The following is a 21752-nucleotide window of genomic DNA, read 5'->3' on the forward strand; positions in this document are numbered from 1 at the left end:
GCGTGTGCCCGGCGCGCGTGCGGTGAGCACAGCGCGGGGCGAGCAGCCCGTCAGTCGGGTGTCGTGTCGGAGTCGTAGGTGGGCGAGAGCGGAACGGCGTCGCGTTCACTCGTGCCGGAGGAGAGCAGGGAAAGCTTAGGGAAGTAGCCGAAGTCGGCGGTCAACGCGATCGCGCCGGCGGATCCGGAGCCGCCCGACGATGCCGATCCATTCATGCCCGCAGGGGCAGCCGGTACCGGCCCGGGAGCGGGCTGGTCGGCGGGAGAGTGCGCCGGGGTCGGAACGGCAGGATCCGACATGGTCGATCCAGTAATCGAGACGCCCGTCACCGAGGTGGCTGCCACCGGGAGGAGAGAGGCGCTGCGAGGAGCGGCTGTGCCCCAGGTCACCTCGATGGTAGTCGCGGCGGAATGAGCCTTTTCGGCGTTAGTGGTCGCAGATGCGGAAGCCGACTCGGAGACACTCGCGACCGGGTCGCCGCCGAGGACGGCGTGGGTCGGATTCGAGGTCACGACGGGCGGGACGTGGGGAACGGGAGGTGACGTGACGCCCGGCGGGATGATCGGCGTCGTCGGGTGTGAGACACCGTCGGAGAGGTCGGAGACGGCTGAGTCGACGGTGTCGGCGACCGGCTTCGTGACCGTGCTGACCGGGGATTTTCCTGTCACCGCAGCAACAGGGGGCGCCACCTGCGTCACTGTGTCGACGACCTTGTCGGCGGTAGTGGCTACTGGGGCCACGACGTGGGCGACCGGCTTGGTGGCGGCCACCTGAGCGACGGCCTTCGGCACGACCGGAACAACTGCGGAAACCACCTTGTGCACCGGCGCAACCGGGGCGGTGGCCTTCTCGACGGTCTTCGTCACGCCACCGACGGTGCTGCCGGCGGTCTTGGCCGTTCCGCTGACCGTGGTCGACACAGGTGCCGCGACCTTCTCGACGGTCTTCGAGAGGGATCCGACAAGGCTGGAATCCGAGCCGGGCTGCGATGCGGGAGCGGCGGGGGCGGCGGCATGAGCCTGACCTGACCCCAGGAAGAAGGAGATGACCACGAGGGCGAGACCGACGAGGCCGGAAAGAAGCAGAAGGCGCACGACGGCGACCGGGGTGCGGGCCGAGCGGTTGATTCCGCTGGCCGCGACTCCGTCCGTCGAGTGCTCTGACGAGCACCGCACCGTCTGATCCACGGGCGATCACCTTCATGGTCGATCGAGTGAGAGTGGTTGGCTCTCTTGGTGCAGCTGGGCTGCGTTCAGGGTGGTTGACCCCGAAAGTGACTTCAGAGTACGCCCGGCTCGGTCGATTCGTACCTGGGAGTTCGCAGAACATTGCAAGTGACCCGGGGCCTCTAGGCTCGTGATCGATGTTCGAACTCCACCATCTCAGCGCGCACGAGCAGTACGACTGGCTGCGGCGCGGCGACGTCAGCGTGCGCGAGCTCACGGATCACTACCTGGAGCGCGTCGAGCGGATCGACGCCTCGGTCGGATCCTTCGTCACTGTCACGGCCGACCTCGCACGCGCCCGGGCCGACGCACTCGACCGAGAAGGAAGCACGGCGGCTCCGCTCTGGGGTCTGCCGCTCGCCGATAAAGACCTTGTCGACCGCCGCGGCGTTCCGACGTGGGCAGGCTCGCGGCTCTCGAGGGGTCGAGTGGCCGAGACGTCATCACCGATCGTCGATGCTCTCGACACGGCCGGAACGGTCGGTCTCGGCAAGACGGCCACCCCGGAGTTCGGGCTGACGGCGTACACCGAGTCGCTAATCGGCCGGTCGACGAGCACCCCCTACGACCTGTCGCTCAACGCCGGTGGGTCGAGCGGAGGGTCGGCTGCCGCGGTTGCTGCCGGCCTTGTTCCGTTTGCACCAGGATCCGACGGCGGAGGTTCCATCCGCATCCCGGCGTCGGCCACGGGCCTGGTCGGGCTGAAACCCTCGCGCGGACGGGTGCCCACGCAGTCCGGACTCACGAGCCTCGGCGGTCTCGCCGTGGGAGGCCCACTGGCCCGCACGGTCGCCGATGCCGGAATGCTGCTCGACGCCATGGTGTCGCCGGACTCGAGGCCCCCGCGTGACCTCTACGCGGTGCGGGCTGCGCCGAGCGAGGAGTTCTCCTACCTCGCCGCGGCGGTGCGCGGCGAAGGACGGTTCCGGATCGCGACCACCACCACGAGCCCTTGGGACGACACCTTCGACATCGGTCTCGACCCGTCGGTGCTCGCCGCGATGAGCCTCACGATGGAGCACCTCGCCGCAGTCGGTCACGAGGTCGAGCCCGATGGTGTGCGCGTTCCGGTGGCCGATTACGGGCGGCTCTTCACAGTCTTGTGGAAGGCCGGTGCGTCGACAATCCCGGCATTCGGCGACGACCTCGACCTGCTCGAGCCGATCACGCGCTGGCTGGTGCTGCAGGGGCGTGCCCTGTCGGCGTTCGACCTCGCCTCGGCTCTGGCAGGTCTGACGGCCTACGAGCGCACGGTTATCGACGCCTTCTCGGGGTTCGATGCGGTGCTGACTCCGACACTCGCTCTGCCGCCGCGCCCGAACGGCTGGTACGACGCGGTCGACGCCGAACGGAACTTCGAGCAGCAGTGCCAGTACGCGCCGTTCACGTCGTTCGTCAACGTCGCCGGGCTGCCGGCCATCTCGCTTCCGGTGCACGAGGTCGACGGTCTTCCGGTGGGCGTGCAATTGATCGGGCGGCCGGGCCGCGAAGACGTGTTGCTCGCGATCGGGGCGCAGCTCGAGCGGCGGTTGAAGTGGCAGAGGCGGCACCCGCCGCAGTGGTGATGTGCGTGGCCCTGCAACGGTGGGGTCGGCGCGGGGGAGGCTGGCGGGCTTGCGCGGAGTTGTATCCCTCATCCACGGGGGAGGGGACTTTCTTTTTCCTTGATTGATTCTGGAGTCAAGTGAGCGGGGTCGGCCAGCTGGTTGCCCTCGGGGTGCATTTGACCCTGGAGTCAGTGAGGAAAAAAGAGAGGCCGCTCCCAGGCCGCCATCCGGCGGACCGCCGAGCGACACCTCGCAGCAGCCGCCACACGAGCAACAACCGCAGCACGCAACCTCGCGCGAATCGGCCGTCATCGCGTGCCGCGGCGCTGTGACCTTGGCCGATTCGTGCGACCCCGCAGGCAGCGCGACCCCGCAGCCAGCGCAGCCCGCGCGGCCTTGGCGGCTCAGGGCAGCGTCGGCACCGACGCGATCAAGCGCCGCGTGTAGGCGTGCTCGGGCGAGCGCAGCACAGCCGACGTCGCGCCCTGTTCGACAATCCGCCCCGCCTGCATCACCGCTACTCGGTCGCACAGGTGGTCGACGAGTCCGATGTCGTGCGACACGATCAGCAGCGACAGACCCATCTCGTCGCGGAGGGTCGCCAGAAGTTCGAGGATCTGCGCGCGAACCGTCACGTCGAGGGCGCTGAGCGGCTCGTCGCCGACCAGCAGCCGAGGCGAGTGGACGAGGGCGCGGGCGAGGGCGATCCGCTGCCGTTGACCTCCGGAGAACTCGTGCGGGTAGCGGTCGAGCATCGACGCTGACAACCCGACCCGGTCGAGCATGGCCGTGATGAGCGAGCGATGCGATCCGGCGATGTCGAGGGCGCGGAGGGGTTCGCCGACGATGGCCTCGACGGTCATGCGGGGGTCGAGCGACGCATACGGATCCTGGAGCACGACACCCGTCTGCCTGCGGAACCACCGCAGCGAGGCAGCCCGCCCCGGTGTGACGGGGCATCCGTCGAAGCTGACGGTTCCCGCGGATGCGGGGGCGAGGGCCAGAAGGATCCGCACCAGCGTCGATTTACCCGACCCCGATTCGCCAATCAGCCCGACGCTCTCCGACGCGCCGACGGAGAGCGACGCGTCGACGACGGCGTGCCGGGTGGCGCCCGGCGTGAAGAGCGACTGGCGGGGCAGCGTGAAGTCCCGGCCGATCTTTGAGCCGACGAGCAGGGGCGACGCGCCGCCGAGGCCCGGCGACGGCGCGGTCACGAGGCGCTCCAGGTCGTAGCGCGGGCGGCGGCGACGAGACCCTTGGTCACCGGGTGCGTCGGAGCTTCGAGCAGCGTGGCGACCGGGCCCCGTTCGACCACGTGCCCGGCCGAGAGCACCGCCACGTCGCCGGCAATCTGCGACAGGACTGCGAGGTCGTGCGTGACGAAGACGAGCGACGTGCCTCGCGACGAGACGAGTCGCTCGAACAGGGCGAGAATCTCGGCCTGCGTCGTCACGTCGAGTGCGGTGGTCGGCTCGTCGGCGAGCAGCAGACCCGGTCGGCAGGCCAGCGCGATCGCGATTCCGACTCGCTGTCGTTGCCCACCCGAGAGCTGGTGCGGGTACGCATCGACGAGGGATTCAGGATCCGGCAGCCCGACCTCGCGCACCGCCTCGATGGCCCGCTCGCGCAGCTCGGCCTTTGACAGCCGCTCGTTCATACCCGCGTGCAGACGCAGCGGCTCGACGATCTGTCGCCCGATACGGTGGAGCGGGTTGAGCGCCGACTGCGGATCTTGGAACACCATGCCGACCCGGTCGCCGCGGATGGTCGCGAGCTCCTTCTCGGGGAGGCCGATCAACTCGGTGCCGTCGAGAACGGCGCTTCCGGTGACGTGGGCGGCCTCGGGGGCGAGGCCCAGCAGCGAGAGGATGGTGAGCGATTTGCCGGATCCTGATTCGCCGATGAGACCGAAGCGCTCCCCGTCGGCGACCGTGAACGAGAGGTCGTCGACGACGGTGCGACCGCCGATGGTGACGGTGAGGCCGGTGACGATGAGGCTCATGAGTGGTTCCTCCGCCGGTCGGCACGGTTCGAGGCGGTGCGGAGTCGCGGATCGCCGACCTCGCGGATCGCGTCGCCGAGCAGATTGAACGCCAGTACGGTGAGGGTGATCGCGAGCCCCGGCCAGACGACGCTGCCCGGGTGGATCGCGATGTACACCTGCAGGTCGTTCAGCAGGCGGCCCCACGAGGCGGTCGACGCGGAGGCGCCGTAACCGAGATACGACAGCCCGGCCTCCGCCAGAATCGACGTCGCCATGGCGAGCGACAACTGCACGATGAACACCGGAGCGACGTTCGGCAGGATGTGGCGGCCGAGGATCCCGGCCGGTCCGACTCCGCTCGCCCGCGCGGCGAGCACGTAGTCGGTGCGCCCCACGCGACGGATCTCGGCGCGCGACACCCGCGCGATATTTACGCCGTAGCCGATCCCGACGGCGGTGACGACGACGAGGAGCGACCCGCCGAGGATCGACGAGAGCAGCATCGCGATGAGGATCGTCGGGAAGGCGATCAGGATGTCGATCACGACGGCCATCGACTCTCGTACCCACCGGGCCGTGAGCGAGCCGAGGGCCGACAACCCGACGCCGACGACCGTGGCGAGGAGCCCGGCCGAGACCGCGACGAGCACTGTCGTGCGACTCGCGGCGAAGACGTAGCTGAAGATGTCGCGGCCGATGCCGTCGGTCCCGAACAGGTGCGCCCCCGACGGGGTCTGCCACATCGACGCTGGGTCGGCCTCGAACGGGTCGTGCGGAGTCCAGAACGACGAGACGACCGCCGAGACGACGAGCACGAGGATCCAGGCTCCCGCCGCGACACCGGCGGGCCGGCGCAGCAGTTTGGCCAACCACGGCGCCCGGCGCGTGCGGCGCCCGGTTGAGCGGGCCTCTTCCACAGTCTCCACGCCGCTCACTCGCCCGGCTCCCGCAGTCGCGGATCGACGGCGCGGTGCACCAGGTCGACGACGAACCCGAGAATCAGCACGAGGCCCGTCAGCGCGAGCAGCTCGCCCTGGACCTTCGGGAGGTCGCGCACGCCGACGTCGGAGACGAGCATCCGGCCGACCCCCGGGAGCGCGAAGAGCTGTTCGACGAGCACGGCGCCGACGAGCAGCGCTGCCAGCTGGACGCCGAGCACCGACACGACGCTGAGCAGCACGTTGGGCAGACCGTGCCGCACGACGGCCTGCGTCCGGGTCATACCCTTCGACGCGGCCGTTCGGACGTAGTCCTCGTCGAGGGCACCGAGAGTGGCCGATCGGGTGAAGCGGAGCAGGACGGCGCCCTCGATCAGCCCGATCGTGAGGGCCGGCAGGAGGAGGCTGCGCAGGGCGCGGGCCGGATCCTGCCAGCCGTCGCTCGGAAACCCCTGCGTCGGAAGCAGCTTCAGCGTGACCGCGAACACGGCGATCAGGATCATGCCGCCCCAGACCGCGGGGATCGCCGCGATGGCCTGAGCGACGACCGAGATCGCCGTGCCGCTCGGGCGCCGGTGCCGGATCGCCGACACGACGCCGAGGGGGATGCCCACGACGAGTCCGATCACCAGCGAGAGCCCGGCGAGAGGCAGCGTGACGGCGAGCTTCTGGCCGAGCTGCGACGCCACCGACGAGCCGGTCACGATTGAGCGTCCGAGGTCGCCGTGCAGCAGGCCGAGGATCCAGTCGGCGTACTGAACAGGCAGCGGCCGGTCGAGCCCGAGGGACGACCGGATAGCGGCGATCTGTTCGGCAGTGCCCTGCGTGCCGGCGATCACCTGCGCGACGTCGCCCGTCAGCAGCCGCAGCGTGAAGAAGATCAGCGCGCTGGCTGCGGCGAGGCCGACGACCAGCAGCACCAGTCGCGACAGGACGAACCGGATCACCGGCCGGTCACTCGGACTTCGCCAGGTCGGCCAGGTCGAGGCGGGCGGAGGTCGACGACGTCGGGAACCCCGTGATGCCGTCGTGCACGGCCGTCAGGGTCGTCGCGGTGTAGAGCCAATCGGCGGGTGCGTCGTTCGCAACGATCTTCGCTGCCTGCTTCAGCTTGTCTGCGGCGGTGGCCTCGTCGGTCGCCGAGAGCGATTCGGAGTAGAGCTGCTGCACCTTCTTGTTGTCGTACCCGAAGTAGTACTTGGGGTTCGCCCAGTTTCCGAAGTCGTGCGACTCGGCGTGGTTGACGATGCTCAGCTCGTAGTCGTGGTCGACGAGCACATTGTTGATCCAGGTGGTGAAGTCGGTCTGCTTGACGTTCAGCGTGATGCCGACCTTCTTCAGATCGGAGGTGAGCACGTCGCCGATAGCCGCGGGGTAGAAGTTGGCGTAGGTGAGGTCGAGCGTGAGGTTCTCCGCGCCGGCCGCCTTGAGCAGCTTTTTGGCGTTGTCGGGGTTGTAGGCGTCGACGCTCGAGAGGTCTTCGTAGCCGGGGTCGAGGGCGGGAATCGGACCGCCCTGGGTGACACCCGAGCCGCCGAGGGCAGCGATCAGCGCCTTGCTGTCGATCGCCTCGCGGATCGCCTGGCGCACCCGGATGTCGGTGAACGGCTTGACCCTGTTGTTGAAGGCCAGCGTGTATTTGTCGGTGGTCTTGCCCGATTTGAGGCTGATGCCCTCGACCCCGGTGAGCTGCGACTTGAGTGTCGCGTCGACTGCGGTCTGCACGTCGACGTCGCCCGAGATGACCGCGTTGATGGCGGCCGAGGGGCTGGTGTAGTAGCGGAACGTCACGCCCGCGACCTTGGCCTTGGTGCCCCAGTATTCGCCGTTGCGGGTGAGAGCGATGCTGTCGCCCTGCTTCCACGTCGTCAGCTTGTACGGGCCCGTGCCGTTCGCGGTCGTCTTGAGATCGTTCGTCGCGGCCTTCTCGAGCACCAGCCCGGCGCGGCCGGAGAGGGCCCAGAGCAGGTTCGAGTCGGGCTGCGAGAGCTTCAGTGTGATCGTGTCGCCGCTCGCCGAGATGGTTTTCACCTTCGCGAGATCGGCCGAATTGACGAACGTCTTCGTCTTCTTGACCTGCTCGAGCGACCAGACGACGTCGGCCGGGGTCATGACCTTCCCGTCACCGAAGCTCACGCCAGTCTGCAAGGGGAACGTGTAGGTGAGGCCGTCGGACGAGACGGTGTGGCTCTTGGCGAGCACGTCGACGATCTTGTTGGTCGAGGTTCGCCCGACGAGGCCCTGGTAGACGTTGTCGATCAGCACCTGATCGAGGGCGATGCCGGCGGTGGTGCGGATGTCGAGGTCGGTGGGCTCGAGTACGAGGCCGACGGTGACGGTGGCGGATGTATCGGGGGTGCCGGTGCCGTTCGGCGCGGATCCTGCGGTGCAGCCCGCAAGGATGAGGGCGGAGGTGGCCGCCAGGGCGGTGGCGGCGAGAAGACGGGCGCGGGTGGTACGGATGCGAGCAGAGCTCATCAGTGAGGCAGACCTTTCGGAGCGGATGTGGACGCCGGGAGACACCTGTTGCTAATGAACACGTTGTCGATGCGGACCATTCCGTCGCTGCTGAACGGAAGATCGCCCCCGCCGAAGATCACTGCTGAACCGTCGGCCAGAAGAGAAATTACCACGGCATCGAGAGAATGCGGCCACTGCCCGGCGGGTGCGCTGGCGGAATAGGCAAGCCTTACCTATATTGGAAGGACTCATGTACCTCGCACACCGCACCCCCGAGCTCCAGCCGTCGGCCACGCGCGTCCTCTTCGCCGGCGACACGTCGTCGATCGACGACATTCAGACGATGCTCGAGGTGCTCCCGATCTGTGCGCGAGGCCAGGTGTTCATCGAGGTCGCTGACGCGTCTGAGATCGTGCCCATCACCGCTCCCGGTCGCGTCGCGATCTCGTGGCTCGACCGGTCGCGTCGCAGCGGACGGCCCGGCACCGGCGAACGCTGCCTATCCGGCATGGCCCTCGACCGCGCCGTTCGGGCTTGGGTGGGGGAGTTCTTCGTCGACTCCGAGTCACTCGTCACCAGCGACTACGTGTTCTGGATCGGCGGCCCCGCCTCGTTCGCCTACGACCTCCGGCACGACCTCGGCGAGATGTTCGCCAGCCCCGCGCCGGCTCTGTAACGTCTGCCGCGGATCCTCGCTCAGCCGCCCGCGGGCAATTTGAGAGCGATCCGCGGCGACACGCCGGGCCAGATGCCTCTCGCTGCCGGGATCGCTCTCGAATTTGCGGCCCTGTCAGCGCCCCGCAGCCGCCAGTGGCACCACCATCGGCGTGTGCGACTGAGGGTCGTCGATGATCTGGCACGGCAATCCGAACACCTCGTCGACGAGCTGCGCCGTCACGATCTCGCCCGGAGCACCCTGGGCGACGATCGCCCCTTCCTTCATGACGACGAGGTGGGTCGCATAGCGTGCGGCCTGGTTGAGGTCGTGCAGCACCACCACGAGCGTGCGGCCCTCCCGGTGCAGACGTGCAGCGAGCTCGAGCACCTCGTACTGGTGGGCGATGTCGAGGAAGGTGGTCGGCTCGTCGAGCAGCAGCAGCTCCGTCTCTTGCGCCAGCGCCATTGCGATCCAGGCGCGCTGCCGCTGGCCTCCCGACAGCTCGGCGACCTGCCGGTCGGCGAGCTCGGCCACCCCGGTCGACTCCATCGCCCGGTCACAGGCCGCCTCGTCTGAGACCGACCACTGCCGGAACACCCCCTGGTGCGGAAACCGCCCTCGACCGACGAGGTCGCGCACGGTGATCGCTTCGGGGGCGATCGGGCTCTGCGGCAACATGCCGAGCCGCTTGGCGATGTCTTTGCTGCGGTACGACGAGAGCGGCTTGCCGTCGAGCGACACCTGCCCGGCCGAGGGCTTCAGCGTGCGGGCGAGGGCCTTGAGCAGCGTCGACTTGCCACACGCGTTCGGGCCGATGATTACGGTGAGCTCCCCGGCCGGAACGGCGAAGTCAAGACCGTCGACAATCACCCGGTCGTCGTAGGCGAGCCGGAGGCCGGTGGCGGTGAGCGAACTCGGCGCGGCACCGGTAGCGGGAGCAGAGGGGGCAGCGGACATCAGATGGTCCCTTTCTTCCATTCGCGGAGCAGTAGATATCCGAGATAGACGCCGCCCACCATCGCCGTGAGGAGCCCGACCGGTAGTTGCGCGCCGAACGGCGACTGCTGCACGAGCAGATCGGCCGCCATGAGGATGACAGCGCCGAAGAGCGCGGAGAGCAGGATCCCGGCCCCCGGTGCCTTCGCGAGCCGTCGGGCGACCTGCGGTGCGGTCAGAGCGACGAACGAGATCGGACCCGTCGCGGCCACGGCTGCCGTGCCGAGACCGATAGCCACGAGTACGACGAGCGTGCGGGTCAGCGATGACCGGCCCCCGAGCGAATCGGCGAGGTCGTCTCCCATCTCGACCAGGTCGAGGCGACGGCCGAGAAGCAGTGCGAAGGGAACGAGCACGATGACGGCGACCCAGATCTCGGTCGCATCGCCCCAGTCGCGGTCAGCGAGCGTGCCGCTGATGTAGGCGGCGAGGGTCGTCGCCTCCTGCTGATTGACGCGCGTGGTGACGTACTGCACGAAGGCGACGGCCATGGCCGAGACGGCGATGCCGACGAGGATCATCCGGCCGGGCGACGAGAAGCCCCGCCCGGTGCCGAGCCACACGAGGCCCATCGCGACCAGTGCTCCCGCGAGTGCCCCGGCGGGTACGGGCAGGATCCCCGGCAGCAGCAAGCCGAAGAAGGCGGCACCGGCGCTTGCTCCCGCACCGAGCCCGATCACGTCCGGGCTCCCGAGCGGATTCCGTGTCACTGTCTGGAACAGCGCCCCCGCGACGCCGAGGGCCGCACCGGTGCCGATCGCGGTCACGAGACGCGGGCCCCGGAGGATATTGAGGACGAACTCGGTGCGGCCCGGTTCAGGGCTCGCGATCGCGGCGGGAAGCTCGATCAGCGAAATGCCGAGGGTGCCGAGGGTGAGCGTCAGGAGGGCGAGCAGCAGAACGCCGAGGGCGAGGATTCCTCCCACGACGAGCGACCGACGCCGATACGTCAGGCTCAACCAGGATCCGACGCGGACGACCGGTCGCCTCGTCGCGGTCGAGCTCAGAGCGGCGTCCGAGGTGATCCCCGGCCGCGACCCCTCGGCGCTCACTCGCGCCCTCGGATCCTGCGGACGGCCCACAGCAGCACCGGAGCGCCGAGGAACGCGGTCACGACGCCGACCTCGAGTTCCTGCGGGCTCGCGATGACGCGGCCGACGATGTCGGCCAGCAGCAGCATCGCGGGCCCGAGCAGCGCCGAGAAGGGGAGGAGCCAGCGGTGGTCGCCGCCCGTGAAGCTGCGGACGATGTGCGGCACAGCGAGCCCGATGAACGCGATCGGGCCGACGGCGGCGGTTGCACCGGCACACAGCAGGGCGGCTGCGAGACCCCCGAGGATGCGGGTGCGGCCGACCTTCGCGCCGAGCGACGTCGCGGTGTCGTCGCCGAGGGCGAGCGCATTCAAGGATCCCGGCAGCAGGGCTGCGAGCGCGAACCCGGCGACGAGGTAGGGGAGCGTCTGCCCGATCAACTGGGCGTCGCGCCCGGCCAGAGAGCCGAGCACCCAGAACCGGTAACTGTTGAAGGCATTCGGGTGGGTGAGCGTGATCGCCTGGATATACGCGCTGAGGATCGCGGTGATAACGGCACCGGCCAGGACGAGCTTGACCGGAGTGGTTCCTCGCCGGCTGGAGCCGAGCGCATAGACGGCGACCACCGCGACCAGGGCGCCGGGAAGAGCAAGCCACACCCGCTCGGAGCCGGTGCCGACATCGAAGAAAGCGATGCCGGTGACGATCGCCGCGGCGGCGCCCACGTTGACGCCGAGGAGGCCCGGATCGCCGAGCGGGTTGCGCGTGAGGCCCTGAACGATGACCCCGGAGACGGCGAGTGCGGCTCCGGCGAGGAGGCCGAGGACGGTCCGCGGGATCCTCGACTGCACCACCGTGTCGGCGTAACTCGTGCCGGGGTCGACGAGCGCCTGCCACACGCGGGGGAGCGGCACGTAGTACGTGCCCACGGCGACGCTGAGGAGAAGGACGAGGGCGAGGATCCCGGCGGCGAGAGCGAGACCCGGTGCCAGACGAGCAGCACTCGGCCTCGGGCGACGTGCGGATGTTTCTCGCGAGCTCAGGCCGGTGCGTGGGGTGGTCGTGGCCTCAGCCACGGGTCGTGCTTGTCGGGTGCATCAGTTCTCCGACTTGCCGACGCGCCAGTACCCCATGAAGGCCACCTGACTGCGGTCGATGCCGACCTCGCTGACCAGGAAGCGGCGGAGCGTCTTGATCGCTTGGGCTTCACCGGCAAGCCACGCGTAGAACTGGCCGGAGAGGTCGCGGCCCTCCGGCACCTCCCAGAGGATGTCGTGGTCGATGTCGACGTCTTTGAGCGTGGCCGGGTCGATCGCTTTGCCGTGGTGTGTGGCCGTGAGGTAACGGCTCGTCCAGTTGCGGACGGCGTCGATGAGCTTGGTTCCGTGCGCCGCCGGGTCGGCCTCGCGATCGAGCCACTCGACGTGGACGCCGTCGGGCTTGACGAGGTCGAGAGCGTCGGCCGTGGTGGGCACTTCGAGAAACACGCACCCCTGGGCGTCGCTCGGCAGCTGGTTCAAGATCGCTGCGATGGCCGGCACGGCGGTTTCGTCTCCGGCCAGAAGCGTCGTTGCGGCTCCGGCGGGCTTCCACTCGATGCCGGATCCCGACCATCCGCTTGTCCCGTCGGGGCCGATGAGCATCATGTCGTCGCCGACGCTCGCATGATTCGCCCACGCCGAGGCCGGCCCGGTATCGCCGTGGGAGACGAAATCGACGTCGACCTCGCGCTCGGCCGGGCGAATGGCGCGCGCCGTGTAGGTGCGGAGCGGGTGCCGGGCGTCGTCGGGCAGTTGTCGCCAGGCGCCGTACCAGTCGTCATCGTTGGGGAACGTGTCGTACCCCGACTCGGGCAGAGGCAGCACGATCTTGATGCGCTGGTCGAGGCCCTCGTCGCCGAAGTCGCCGAGCTCGTCACCGGTGAACGTGATGCGCACGAAGCTCGGGCTGAGGCGCCTGACCCGCTTGACGGAGACACGGAACGACCGATGTGCGGGGCGGGCCGGGGCCGGTCGGGCAGTGGCTGGTCGAGCCGGGGCCGGTCGGTTCGTCTCAGAGGTAAGCACACCCTAACTATGGCATGCCTTACCTAACGGAACCGAACGACCTGTCTCGATCTGGAGGGATTTGCGAGGTTGGCGGGTACTCGCCTTCAGGAGAGGGGCTGCCAACCCGGGATCGGTTTCGATGCAAACCGTGCACGGCCTTCGAGAACGCAGGCGTCTCCGAAAAGATCGTTCTCGCTGTTCGCGGTATCTCTCGGTACGACTCCGGTCGCAGCCCACAGGGAGTCTCGGAGCCACTGGCCCGGGCCGTAGACCCGGTAGTTGCCGAGACGAGTGGCGTCGTCGGGCATCCGTTCCAGAAAGATGAGGAGACGAGGAAAGGCGAGTTCGTGAGCGAAGCGGGTTTCGGCTTCGTTCTCTCGCCCGTATTCCAGCGGATCAAAGGGTTCGTCCCATTCGAGGCGATCGATCTCTTCTGGCAGGGCCCGACGGCGCATGAGGTCGGCGTCGAGAATCGTCAGCGTTGCCACGACGAGGTCTCGGTCGACGTGCTCGTCCATGAATCCCGATACGTCGATTTCGACGTCCTGGGCCCCGAGGCTTCGTAGCCACCGCTCAGTCTGTTCGAGGGTCGGAAGGTCGGGAACGCCGAGCTCGTCTCGACCTCGTCGTCGAAGCTCGTCAGCGTCAGTACTGATTGCTATTCGGCCAGCCCCGGCGGGCTTCTGGCGCGCTGGAATCAAATTGCGCCGGAGGCGGCTGGTCCAGCTCATGAGCCCGATATACCGTCTCGGCCAGGTGGTGACAAAAGCACGATGTGCCTCTTTCGTATTGGCGATCGGTCGTACCAAAGTATCGTATTAGCCATTCACACAACGAGACGTGCATCGTTGGTTCCGAGGGGTTGAGCCACCAAGGTGGATGGACTCGGCGAGGGTTTCCTTTTTCCTAATTGACTCCAGAGTCAAATGCGCCCCGAGGTTCCTAGACGGCTGTTCACGCTTGACTCTGGAATCAATCAAGCTTGGGAAGAGGTCGACCCCGGCCGGGCCGGTCCGGTTCATGCCGGCCCCGGCCGATCCCGGGCCGGCATCAGCGGGCGCGATCGCCGAGAGTACGAAAATGGCCCCTCACCACCGGCGGAAGGGCCATTTGCGTACTCTCGGCGCCCACGAAGGGCTAGCGCGGCTCAGTTGAGCGACGCCGGCAGGCCGACCATGCCCGACGTCCGCTCCCACACCACTTCGGCGAGCATCGTGTTCTTCGCCTGCGGCGCCTGACGGCCGAACGGCTTCAGCTGATCGAAGTATGTGCCGCTCGGAACGCCGATCGTCGTCGGCCCGGCCAGCTGAATGAGCGGGACGGCGCCGGCGTCCGCCGAGATGCCGTAATGACCGTTGGTGACCGAACTGACGACGCGCATCGTGGCCGAGTTCATGCCGAACGACGTCGTCACGATTCCGGGGTGGAACGCGAACGCCTTCACCCGCGATCGCGCAGCCAACTGCGAGATGAACATGTTGGTCAGCAGCTTGCTCGTGCCGTAGGCGCCCCAGCCGCCGAGCCAGGGGCGTTTGCTCCAGTTCAGGTCGTCGAGTCGAACGCGCCCGAAGATGTTCGCGGCACTGGAGGTCGAGATCACTCGACCATCGGACTCGAGGATCCGGGGCAGCAGCAGACGAGTCAGCAAGAACGGCGCGAGATGGTTCGACTGCAGCGTGCGCTCGAAGCCGTCGGCGGTCACCGCCCTCTGGCTGACCAGCCCGCCAGCGTTGTTCGCCAGTGCGTCGATGCGCGGGTGAGCGTCGAGCAGCTTCTGCGCAAGCTCGCGCACGGCGTCGAGTCGGTCGAAGTCGCAGACGTAGGCGATGCCGCCGACTTCCTCGGCGACAGCCCGCGTGCGTTCGGGGTTCCGGCCGACGACCGCAACGGTCGCACCGCCCGCGGCGAGGGCGACCGCGGCCATCTTGCCGATTCCGCTTGAGGCGCCGGTGATGATGATGGTGCGGGGGTCGTGCGCGGATCCTGAAGTCATTGGTAGCCGCCCTTCTCGAGACCGGCTTCGACCTCGAATCGGTTCTTGCGTGGATCCTGTCCCGCGATCGCGTACAGGAGCGGCATGAGCATTCCGTATCGACGCCACTGGGCGACGTGAACGGCCTCGTGCTCGAGCACGTCGGGGCCATCGTTGTCTCGGGTCAGGTACACCCGGCCGATGCAGGTGCCCCCGCGCCGGAATGCCCAGCGGGGCAGGCCCCGGCAGACGATGAGGTCGCCCTCGACCCGCACCCGCCCGGTGCTCAACGGCACGCCCACGGCGAGCCCGACCGCCGTGGCGAACGCAGCTCCCGCGCGAGAGACCGAAGAGTCGAGCAGAGGGTTCTTCATCGCGGGCTACGGGCGCCCGTACGTGTCGAGAAGTCGGAGCCAGACCTCACTGACCGTCGGGTACGAGGGGACGGCGTGCCAGAGGCGGTCGATCGGCACCTCGCCGACGACGGCGATGGTCGCGGCGTGCAGCAGGTCGGAGACCTCGGGGCCGACAAAGGTGGCGCCGACGATGACCTCGCGCGACTCGTCGATAACGAGGCGCGCCTGACCCTTGTAACTGTCCGACTTCAATGCCGAGCCGGCGACGCCCGCGAGGTCGTAGTCGATCACCTTGACGTCGATGCCCTGCTTGCCGGCGGCGTCGGCGGTCAGACCGACGCTCGCCACCTCGGGGCTGGTGAAAGTGACCTGCGGCACGGCGGCATTGTCGGCCGTCGCCACGTGAGCACCCCACGGCTCGGTGTGCAGGTCGGTTCCTTTCGCGCGGGCCGCGATGACCTCGCCGGCAGCGCGCGCCTGGTACTTGCCCTGGTGGGTGAGGAGTGCGCGGTGGTTGACGTCGCCGACCGCGTAGAGCCAGTCGGTGCCGTGCACGAGAAGGGTGTCGTCGACCTCGAGCCAGTCGCCCGGTGTCAGGCCGACGTTCTCGAGGCCGAGGTCGGAGGTGCGGGGGACTCGGCCGGTCGCGACGAGGATCTCGTCAGTGATGACGACGTCACCCGAGTCGAGGGTGGTCTCGACCAGGCCGTGCTCGGTGCGCACGACGCCGGTGGGCGATGTGTTCAACCGGACGTTTGCGCCGAGAGCCGTCAGCGCTTCGGCGACGAACTCGCCGGCGAAGGGCTCTTGGCCGCCCAGGAGGCCGCTGCGCGAGGCGATCGTCACCTTGGCTCCAAGCTGCTGGTACGCCGTCGCCATCTCGACAGCGACGACCCCGCCGCCGATGATCATCAGGCTCTGGGGAATGCTCTGCTGGCTGGTCGCCTCGCGGCTCGTCCAGGGCTTCGCCTCGGCGAGACCGGCGATGTCGGGGAGCAGGGCGCTCGACCCGGTGACCGCGGCGACGGCGTGCGTGGCCGTGTAAACGGTGCCGTCGACGGTGACCTCCTTCACGCCCGTGATGGTCGCGTGCCCGCGGATCAGATCGATGCCGGCTCCCGACACCCAGTCGGCCTGTGACGAGTCGTCCCAGTTGCTAGTGAACGAGTTGCGGCGGTTCAGGACGGCCTGCACGTCGACTTCGCCGGTGACGGCCTCGCGGGCGCCGCCGACTGCCTTGGCGGCGTCGAGCACGGTCGAGCTCATGAGCAGGGCCTTCGACGGCATGCACGCCCAGTAGGAGCACTCACCGCCGACGAGCTCGGCTTCGACGAGGGCGACCTTGAGGCCATTGCGCGTGGCGTAGTCCGCCACGTTCTCGCCGACCGCGCCGGCTCCGATCACGATGAGGTCGTAGGTAGTGGTCATGACACGAACGTATCGCCCCGCCGTCGACCCCGCGCGCGTCATCCCGGAGTATTCGCTGAGAGCGGCATGGGGGACAGGGAGTACTTTCCATTTCAGACGCGGACCCGTGTCAATTCATCGCTACGAGGAGGCACTCATGGCACTCGGAGACAAGATCCAGAACGCAGCACAAGACATCGCCGGCAAGGCCAAAGAGGTCATCGGCGACAAGACCAACAATGAGAACCTCGAAGCTGAGGGTCACAAAGACCAGGCCTCCGCTTCAGTGAAGAAGACCGGCGAAGACGTGAAAGACGTCTTCAAGAGCTGACATCTAGCTCCCCCTCACGAAAGCCCGTCCCGCCAAGCGCGGCGGCGGGCTTTCGTGCGTCTCGGCCGAATGACCACGAGGATCCGCGGATCCTCTGCTCTACCGCCCCGTGAACTCCGCTTCCCCCCGGTTCTGGAACGACGTCATCCCGAGCTTCGAGTCGTCGGTCGCCATCAGCCGAACGAGCTCACCCTGCAGCGCGGCGTGGGCTGCTTCCTCGCCTTCCCGGCCGGCGAGCTTGGCGTTGGCGAGCGTTGCCTGCACGGCGAGGGGTGCTTGGGCCGCGACCCGGTGAGCGATGTCGATCGCGCGGTTGTAAACCTGATCGTTGAACACGACCTCTTGCACCAGGCCGATGCGGAGCGCCTCTTTCGCGTCGAAGGTCTCGCCGGTGAGCATCCAGCGCATGGCGTTGCCCCATCCGACCCGCGCCGGAAACCGTGTGGTCGCGCCGCCGAACGGCAGGATTCCGCGCCGCACCTCCATCTGGCCGAAGCGCGCGTTCTTCGCCGAGATCACGATGTCACTCACCAGGGCGAGCTCGACGCCGAGCGTCAGACAGGTGCCCTGAACGGCCATCACCAGCGGCTTCGTGAGCTGCGTGCCATCGACCTGCCACGGGTGCAGGCCCCCTTCGGGAACGATGTCGAGCCCGTCGGCCGTGACTGCTCGCGCGACGTCGCCGAGGTCGAGACCGGCGGTGAAATGCTCCCCGTGCGCGAAGACCAGGCCGCACCAGAGGTCGGGATCGCGGTCGAGCAGCCCGAAGGCGAGGCTCAGCTCGCGAAGCATGCGAAGGTCGGCGGCGTTGCGCTTCTCCTCGCGGTCGAGGCCGATGAGGAGGACGTGACCGTCGCGTTCGACGCTGACGCGCGGGCGATCGTCGGGAAGGGCCGCGATGGCGGCCTTGGATTTGGAGGCGGGGCTCATGCCCTCATCGTAGGATCACCGATCCGTCAGCCTACGAATCCGGGCATTTCTGGCACTTCTGGGCCCAGTTCGGCCGGTTTCGTGGGCTGAGGGCCCGATCAGCGGGCGATCGCGCCGATCACCCGCAGAATCGTGCTCATGTCGTCGGCGGCAGCGTCGTCGTTCGCCGGCGCGAACGAGCAGATGCCCGCCCCCACCAGGTCGAATCGGGCCCGAAGTGCCTGGATAGTTGCGATCAGCGTTGCTGGCTCGAGGCCGAACGGTTGTGGGTCGAGGAGTCCGGCGAAGGCAGCGGGGTCGAGCACGTCGAGGTCGACGTGGATGTAGACGGAGGTCGCACCGGTGGCAGCGACAGCCTCGACGACCTCCTCGGGGACCAGGTCGAACGCGCCGACGGAACGCATGCCGGTGGCCTCGACGTAGGAGTCTTCGGCCTCGTCGAAGCTTCGGGCGCCCGCGAGCACGACTCGATCGGCCGAGAGTTGCACGCGCGGCGGATCGATCCCGATCGAGGCGAGCTCGATGTCGGCGCGACCGAGTAGTGCCCCGAGCACCATCCCGCTGAACGCTCCGCTTTCGCTCGTCTCGGGCGAGTGCACGTCGGGGTGGGCGTCGAACCAGACCACCGCGGTGTCGTCACGGAGAACGGTGCGCACCGCGGCGAATTCGATGCCGCAGTCACCGCCCACGACCAACGCTGGGTCGTCGCTACGGGAGAGCTCGTCGGCGAGAGCCCGAGCGACCGCGGACACGGCCGAGAGACGGTGGATGCTCGTGCCCACACCGTCGCCAGCACCGGGCGGTACCTCGATCACCGACGTGACTTTGGCGGGCAGATCGCCGAGGATGGCGTTCGCTCCATCGACCAGCCTCATGGCTCGCGACGACGGTGAACCCTGCCATTGCGGAACTGCGACGAACCTCATGCGGCCAGTGTGGCACGGTGCCCTCGGACGAGCCGAGTCCGGCTCGACCGAGGCACAGAGAAATTCAGGATCCGAGCGGCTTGCTCTCCCAGTGCTCGACCGGGGCGGCGCCACCACCGAGCTTGAGCTGCGCGAGTCGCGCCTCCACCTCAGTCTCGGCGCCGAGGTCGTCGAGGCTCTCGAACTGCGCGTCGAGGCTCGACGCCTGCAGCTCTTGTTGGCCCATCACCTTCGCCTCTTCGCGACGGATCTTGTCTTCGAACCGCCCCAGGTCGCTGGTGGGATCCATCACGTTGATGCTGCCGATAGCGTCGTTGACCTTGCCCTGTGCTTCGGCCATCTTCGAGCGAGCCACGAGCTCGTTGCGCTTGTTGCTCAGGTCGCGGAGCTTCTCTTCCATCTGCGTGAGGCCGGTCTTGAGCTTGGCCACGACCTCCGTCTGCTGCGCGATGGTGGGCTCGGCGTCTTTGGCCTCTCTCTCTGCCGACATCTGGCGCCCGATGGCGACCTTGGCGAGGTTGTCGAACTTGTCGGCTTCGGTCGAGTTGCCCGAGGTGCGGAGCTCGTCGCCCTTTTTGCTGGCGGCGAGGGCCTTCGTGCCCCAGTTGGCAGCCGCTTCGACGTCTTCGGTGTGATCCTGCTCGAGGAGACGCAGGTTGCCGATGGTCTCGGCGACGGCGCTCTTCGCGTCGGCGATGCTGTTCGTGTAGTCGCGAACGAGCTGGTCAAGCATCAGCTTGGGATCTTCAGCCTGGTCGATGAGGTTGTTGATGTTGGCCTTCGTGAGCTGCGCGATGCGCCCGAAGATCGACTGCTTTGCCATCCTGGTTCCCTTTCGTGGTGCCTCGCGATCGCGAGGCCGTTTGTAGTGTCGCTTGCTTTACTTTTGGCAGTGCTGGGTCTGGGAGTGTGTGGTCTGTCGGTGCCGGGAGTGTGGGCGCCCGGTCAGAAGCGACCTCCGCTGGATTCGCGGCCGCCGCCGCCGCCGCCTCCGCCGAAGCCGCCACCACCCCCGCCAAAGCCGCCGCCGCCTCCGCCGAACCCGCCGCCCCCGAACCCGCCGCCGCCACCGTTCAGCAGCCCGCCGATGATCACGCCCGTGAGGATGCCGCCGAGGTTGGCTCCGCCGCCGCCGCGACCGCCGAGGAGGCCTCCGCCTCCGCCCAGCATGCCCTGCTGATAGCTGCCGACCTCGGCGTCGGCGTCTCTCACTGCCGCGTCGGCCATCGCGGAGGCCTGTTGCGCCTCCGCCACGGCTGCCTGTGGGTTGGCGGGTGCCTGCGAGACCGCACTCGACAGGTGACGCTCGGCCTCCGAGAGTCGGGTTCGCGGCCCGGCGCTGATTGCACCGCGCCGGGTCTCGATGAAGTCTCGGGCGGCGCTGACCTGGCTGCGGGCGGCGAGGAGAGCCTGGTCGAGAGTGGCCTGCACCCGCTGCTGCGCGACCGCGGTCTCACGGATCTGCGCCATGGCCGCGTCGATTCGGGTGTTCGCCGTCGTAAGTCGATCGAGCACGGCAAGAGGGTCGTCACGAGTCGCCTCGGCGTAGCCGAGAGCCTCCTTGACGTCGGCGACCGCTCCGGGCAGGTCGACAGCGGAGCTCGTCGGGCCATTAGGCACCGTGGCGGCCAGCTGGAGGTCGGATCGCAGGTCGGCGCTGGCAGCATCAATGGTCGACTGTGCCGTTCGCAACGTCTCGCCGGCGGTGTCGATCGCTGTGAGCAGCTGGTCGATCTGGGCGAGTGCCTGCCGGCCGGCCTGCACCGAGCCGACGGCCTCACCGGGGTTGCCGGCAGCGATGGATGCCTCGGCCTTGGTTGCGGTGTCGGCGACGAACTCGAGCAGGCGGTCGGCCTGATCGGGGTTGCCGGCGATGCTCGAGACGGCGCGGGCGCTGTACGTCGTCGAGAGCGCGGACAGCGTCGTCTCGGCTGCCTGGGCACGATCCCGGAGTGCCGCGGCGTCGGTGCGGAGTCGCGCGGTGTCTTCGGTGACGGTCGCCTCCGAGGCACGGAGCTTGTCGTACGCCGCCGACTGCGCCTCGATGTCGGCGTGGGCGCTTTCACAGAGCTCGATGATCTGTGTGGTCCACTCGCGCTTCTGCTCCGGAGTGTCGGGCACCTCGTCGTCGAGCTTCTGTCGCAGCTCGAACGCCTGCGCCGCCTTGGCCTTGGCCGACTGCACCGCCTCGGCGAACGGCTGGGCCGCCGAGTCGCCGAACTGGGCCGCCGCGAAACCGACCTCCTGCGACGCCTGGGTGATCTGATCGTCGATACCGACGAGCAGGTCGCCGGCGCGCCGGTCGAGGGCCGTCTGCTCGGCCTGCTGCTTCGCGCCGAGGGCCTTGGCTGACCGTCGACGACGAATCAGCACGAAGACCACGATGGCGGCGATAACAAGCACAACGATGAGGAGCGCAATTGGGATCCAGCTGAGATCGGCTGGGCCTTCCGATTTGTCGATGCCATTCGCCATCGCAACGGCGGCTGCGGCCCACTCGCCGCTTCGGAGCTGGGGCACGAGGTCATTGGTCTCGATGTCGCCGAGCTTTGCATCAGTCAGGGTCGAATTGGAGTCTTTCGAGACGTCATAGAGCTTGTCGTCGACCGCGACCGACAGCAGGATGTCGTTCTCTCCGAGGGAGTTCTGCTGCGCTGTTGCGGCCCCCCATTCGACGCGGTCGGTGGGGCTGGTGAACTCGGGCACGAAGGCGACGAGTAGGTTGATGCCCGTGTCGGCCTGCAGCTTGTCGACGGCCGCCGTGATCTCGCTGGTATCGGCGGAGCTGAGCACCCCGGCCTCGTCGACGACGTAGGCGCCGTTGAAGTCGACCGGAGCGGTCGCCTCAGCCGCGAGGGCCGGGCCCAGTGCTACACCGAACACGCCGAGCACGAGGCCGACAGCGACCAAGGGCACTAAACGGCCGGTACGACGACCCC

Annotated in this window: 21 protein-coding genes; 3 read left to right on the forward strand and 18 right to left on the reverse strand. The window is 68.2% G+C overall.

Translation table 11 applies throughout. From position 1 onward, the window contains the following. Positions 1-50: 50 nt before the first annotated feature. Positions 51-1187, reverse strand: coding sequence for a hypothetical protein (locus ITJ49_RS08720; protein ID WP_194604136.1), 1137 nt, complete (start codon positions 1185-1187; stop codon positions 51-53). A gap of 176 nt (positions 1188-1363) precedes the next feature. Between ITJ49_RS08720 and ITJ49_RS08725 the strand changes: the two genes are divergently transcribed. Next, the gene (locus tag ITJ49_RS08725) at positions 1364-2791 is read left to right on the forward strand and encodes an amidase (protein ID WP_194604138.1); all 1428 of its coding nucleotides are present in this window, start codon (positions 1364-1366) and stop codon (positions 2789-2791) included. Positions 2792-3177: 386 nt separating this feature from the next. On the opposite strand, the gene ITJ49_RS08730 is transcribed toward ITJ49_RS08725, so the two are convergent. Genes ITJ49_RS08730 through ITJ49_RS08750 form a run of 5 tightly spaced genes read right to left on the reverse strand, consistent with a single transcriptional unit; the run spans position 3178 to position 8176 of the window. Then, complete coding sequence (locus tag ITJ49_RS08730; RefSeq protein ID WP_370544431.1) at positions 3178-3990, reverse strand: ATP-binding cassette domain-containing protein; 813 nt, start codon at positions 3988-3990, stop codon at positions 3178-3180. Beyond that, positions 3987-4778: an ABC transporter ATP-binding protein gene (locus tag ITJ49_RS08735; protein ID WP_194604141.1), complete on the reverse strand. Its 792-nt coding sequence runs from the start codon at positions 4776-4778 to the stop codon at positions 3987-3989. The genes ITJ49_RS08730 and ITJ49_RS08735 overlap by 4 nt, the downstream gene beginning before the upstream one ends. Continuing rightward, positions 4775-5686, reverse strand: a complete 912-nt coding sequence (locus ITJ49_RS08740) for an ABC transporter permease (protein WP_370544432.1) — start codon at positions 5684-5686, stop codon at positions 4775-4777. The genes ITJ49_RS08735 and ITJ49_RS08740 overlap by 4 nt, the downstream gene beginning before the upstream one ends. A 5-nt stretch (positions 5687-5691) precedes the next feature. Then, positions 5692-6645, reverse strand: a complete 954-nt coding sequence (locus ITJ49_RS08745) for an ABC transporter permease (protein WP_194604144.1) — start codon at positions 6643-6645, stop codon at positions 5692-5694. Positions 6646-6652: 7 nt separating this feature from the next. Then, positions 6653-8176 carry an ABC transporter substrate-binding protein gene (locus tag ITJ49_RS08750; RefSeq protein ID WP_194604147.1) on the reverse strand — a complete coding sequence of 508 codons (1524 nt, stop codon included), beginning with the start codon at positions 8174-8176 and terminating at the stop codon, positions 6653-6655. 232 nt (positions 8177-8408) lie between these two features. Between ITJ49_RS08750 and ITJ49_RS08755 the strand changes: the two genes are divergently transcribed. Next, entirely contained in the window at positions 8409-8834 is a 426-nt protein-coding gene (locus ITJ49_RS08755; RefSeq protein ID WP_194604150.1) for an SIP domain-containing protein, read from the forward strand. A 114-nt stretch (positions 8835-8948) separates the two neighbouring features. Here the strand turns inward: ITJ49_RS08755 and ITJ49_RS08760 are convergent, their stop codons facing one another. The 8 genes from ITJ49_RS08760 to ITJ49_RS08795 form a co-directional block, all read right to left on the reverse strand. Then, positions 8949-9773 (reverse strand): ABC transporter ATP-binding protein, encoded by an 825-nt coding sequence (locus ITJ49_RS08760; RefSeq protein WP_194604153.1) that lies wholly within the window; start codon positions 9771-9773, stop codon positions 8949-8951. Next, complete coding sequence (locus ITJ49_RS08765) at positions 9773-10864, reverse strand: FecCD family ABC transporter permease (RefSeq protein WP_370544433.1); 1092 nt, start codon at positions 10862-10864, stop codon at positions 9773-9775. The genes ITJ49_RS08760 and ITJ49_RS08765 overlap by 1 nt, the downstream gene beginning before the upstream one ends. Further along, entirely contained in the window at positions 10861-11919 is a 1059-nt protein-coding gene (locus ITJ49_RS08770; protein WP_370544434.1) for a FecCD family ABC transporter permease, read from the reverse strand. The genes ITJ49_RS08765 and ITJ49_RS08770 overlap by 4 nt, the downstream gene beginning before the upstream one ends. A gap of 21 nt (positions 11920-11940) precedes the next feature. Then, positions 11941-12909 (reverse strand): siderophore-interacting protein, encoded by a 969-nt coding sequence (locus ITJ49_RS08775; protein ID WP_194604156.1) that lies wholly within the window; start codon positions 12907-12909, stop codon positions 11941-11943. Positions 12910-12995: 86 nt separating this feature from the next. Next, positions 12996-13409: a hypothetical protein gene (locus ITJ49_RS08780; RefSeq protein WP_194604159.1), complete on the reverse strand. Its 414-nt coding sequence runs from the start codon at positions 13407-13409 to the stop codon at positions 12996-12998. Positions 13410-14038: 629 nt separating this feature from the next. Then, entirely contained in the window at positions 14039-14884 is an 846-nt protein-coding gene (locus ITJ49_RS08785; RefSeq protein ID WP_194604162.1) for an SDR family NAD(P)-dependent oxidoreductase, read from the reverse strand. Further along, complete coding sequence (locus tag ITJ49_RS08790) at positions 14881-15237, reverse strand: Fe-S oxidoreductase (RefSeq protein WP_194604165.1); 357 nt, start codon at positions 15235-15237, stop codon at positions 14881-14883. The genes ITJ49_RS08785 and ITJ49_RS08790 overlap by 4 nt, the downstream gene beginning before the upstream one ends. 6 nt (positions 15238-15243) lie before the next feature. Beyond that, a complete protein-coding gene (locus ITJ49_RS08795; protein WP_194604168.1) occupies positions 15244-16647 on the reverse strand; it encodes an NAD(P)/FAD-dependent oxidoreductase in 1404 nt (467 codons plus the stop codon). 136 nt (positions 16648-16783) lie between these two features. On the opposite strand from ITJ49_RS08795, the gene ITJ49_RS08800 reads away from it, so the two are divergent. Further along, positions 16784-16957, forward strand: coding sequence for a CsbD family protein (locus tag ITJ49_RS08800; RefSeq protein ID WP_084815897.1), 174 nt, complete (start codon positions 16784-16786; stop codon positions 16955-16957). 99 nt (positions 16958-17056) lie between these two features. Here the strand turns inward: ITJ49_RS08800 and ITJ49_RS08805 are convergent, their stop codons facing one another. From ITJ49_RS08805 to ITJ49_RS17875, 4 genes are all read right to left on the reverse strand, one after another. After that, entirely contained in the window at positions 17057-17887 is an 831-nt protein-coding gene (locus tag ITJ49_RS08805; RefSeq protein ID WP_194604171.1) for a crotonase/enoyl-CoA hydratase family protein, read from the reverse strand. A gap of 98 nt (positions 17888-17985) precedes the next feature. Next, positions 17986-18813 (reverse strand): arginase family protein, encoded by an 828-nt coding sequence (locus ITJ49_RS08810; protein ID WP_194604174.1) that lies wholly within the window; start codon positions 18811-18813, stop codon positions 17986-17988. Positions 18814-18877: 64 nt separating this feature from the next. Beyond that, positions 18878-19636, reverse strand: coding sequence for a PspA/IM30 family protein (locus tag ITJ49_RS08815; RefSeq protein ID WP_194604177.1), 759 nt, complete (start codon positions 19634-19636; stop codon positions 18878-18880). A gap of 122 nt (positions 19637-19758) precedes the next feature. Next, the gene (locus ITJ49_RS17875; protein WP_194604180.1) at positions 19759-21729 is read right to left on the reverse strand and encodes a TPM domain-containing protein; all 1971 of its coding nucleotides are present in this window, start codon (positions 21727-21729) and stop codon (positions 19759-19761) included. Between the last annotated feature and the right edge of the window lie 23 nt (positions 21730-21752).

Origin of the sequence: Frondihabitans sp. VKM Ac-2883, assembly GCF_015350875.1 — a bacterium.
GTDB lineage: Bacteria > Actinomycetota > Actinomycetes > Actinomycetales > Microbacteriaceae > Frondihabitans.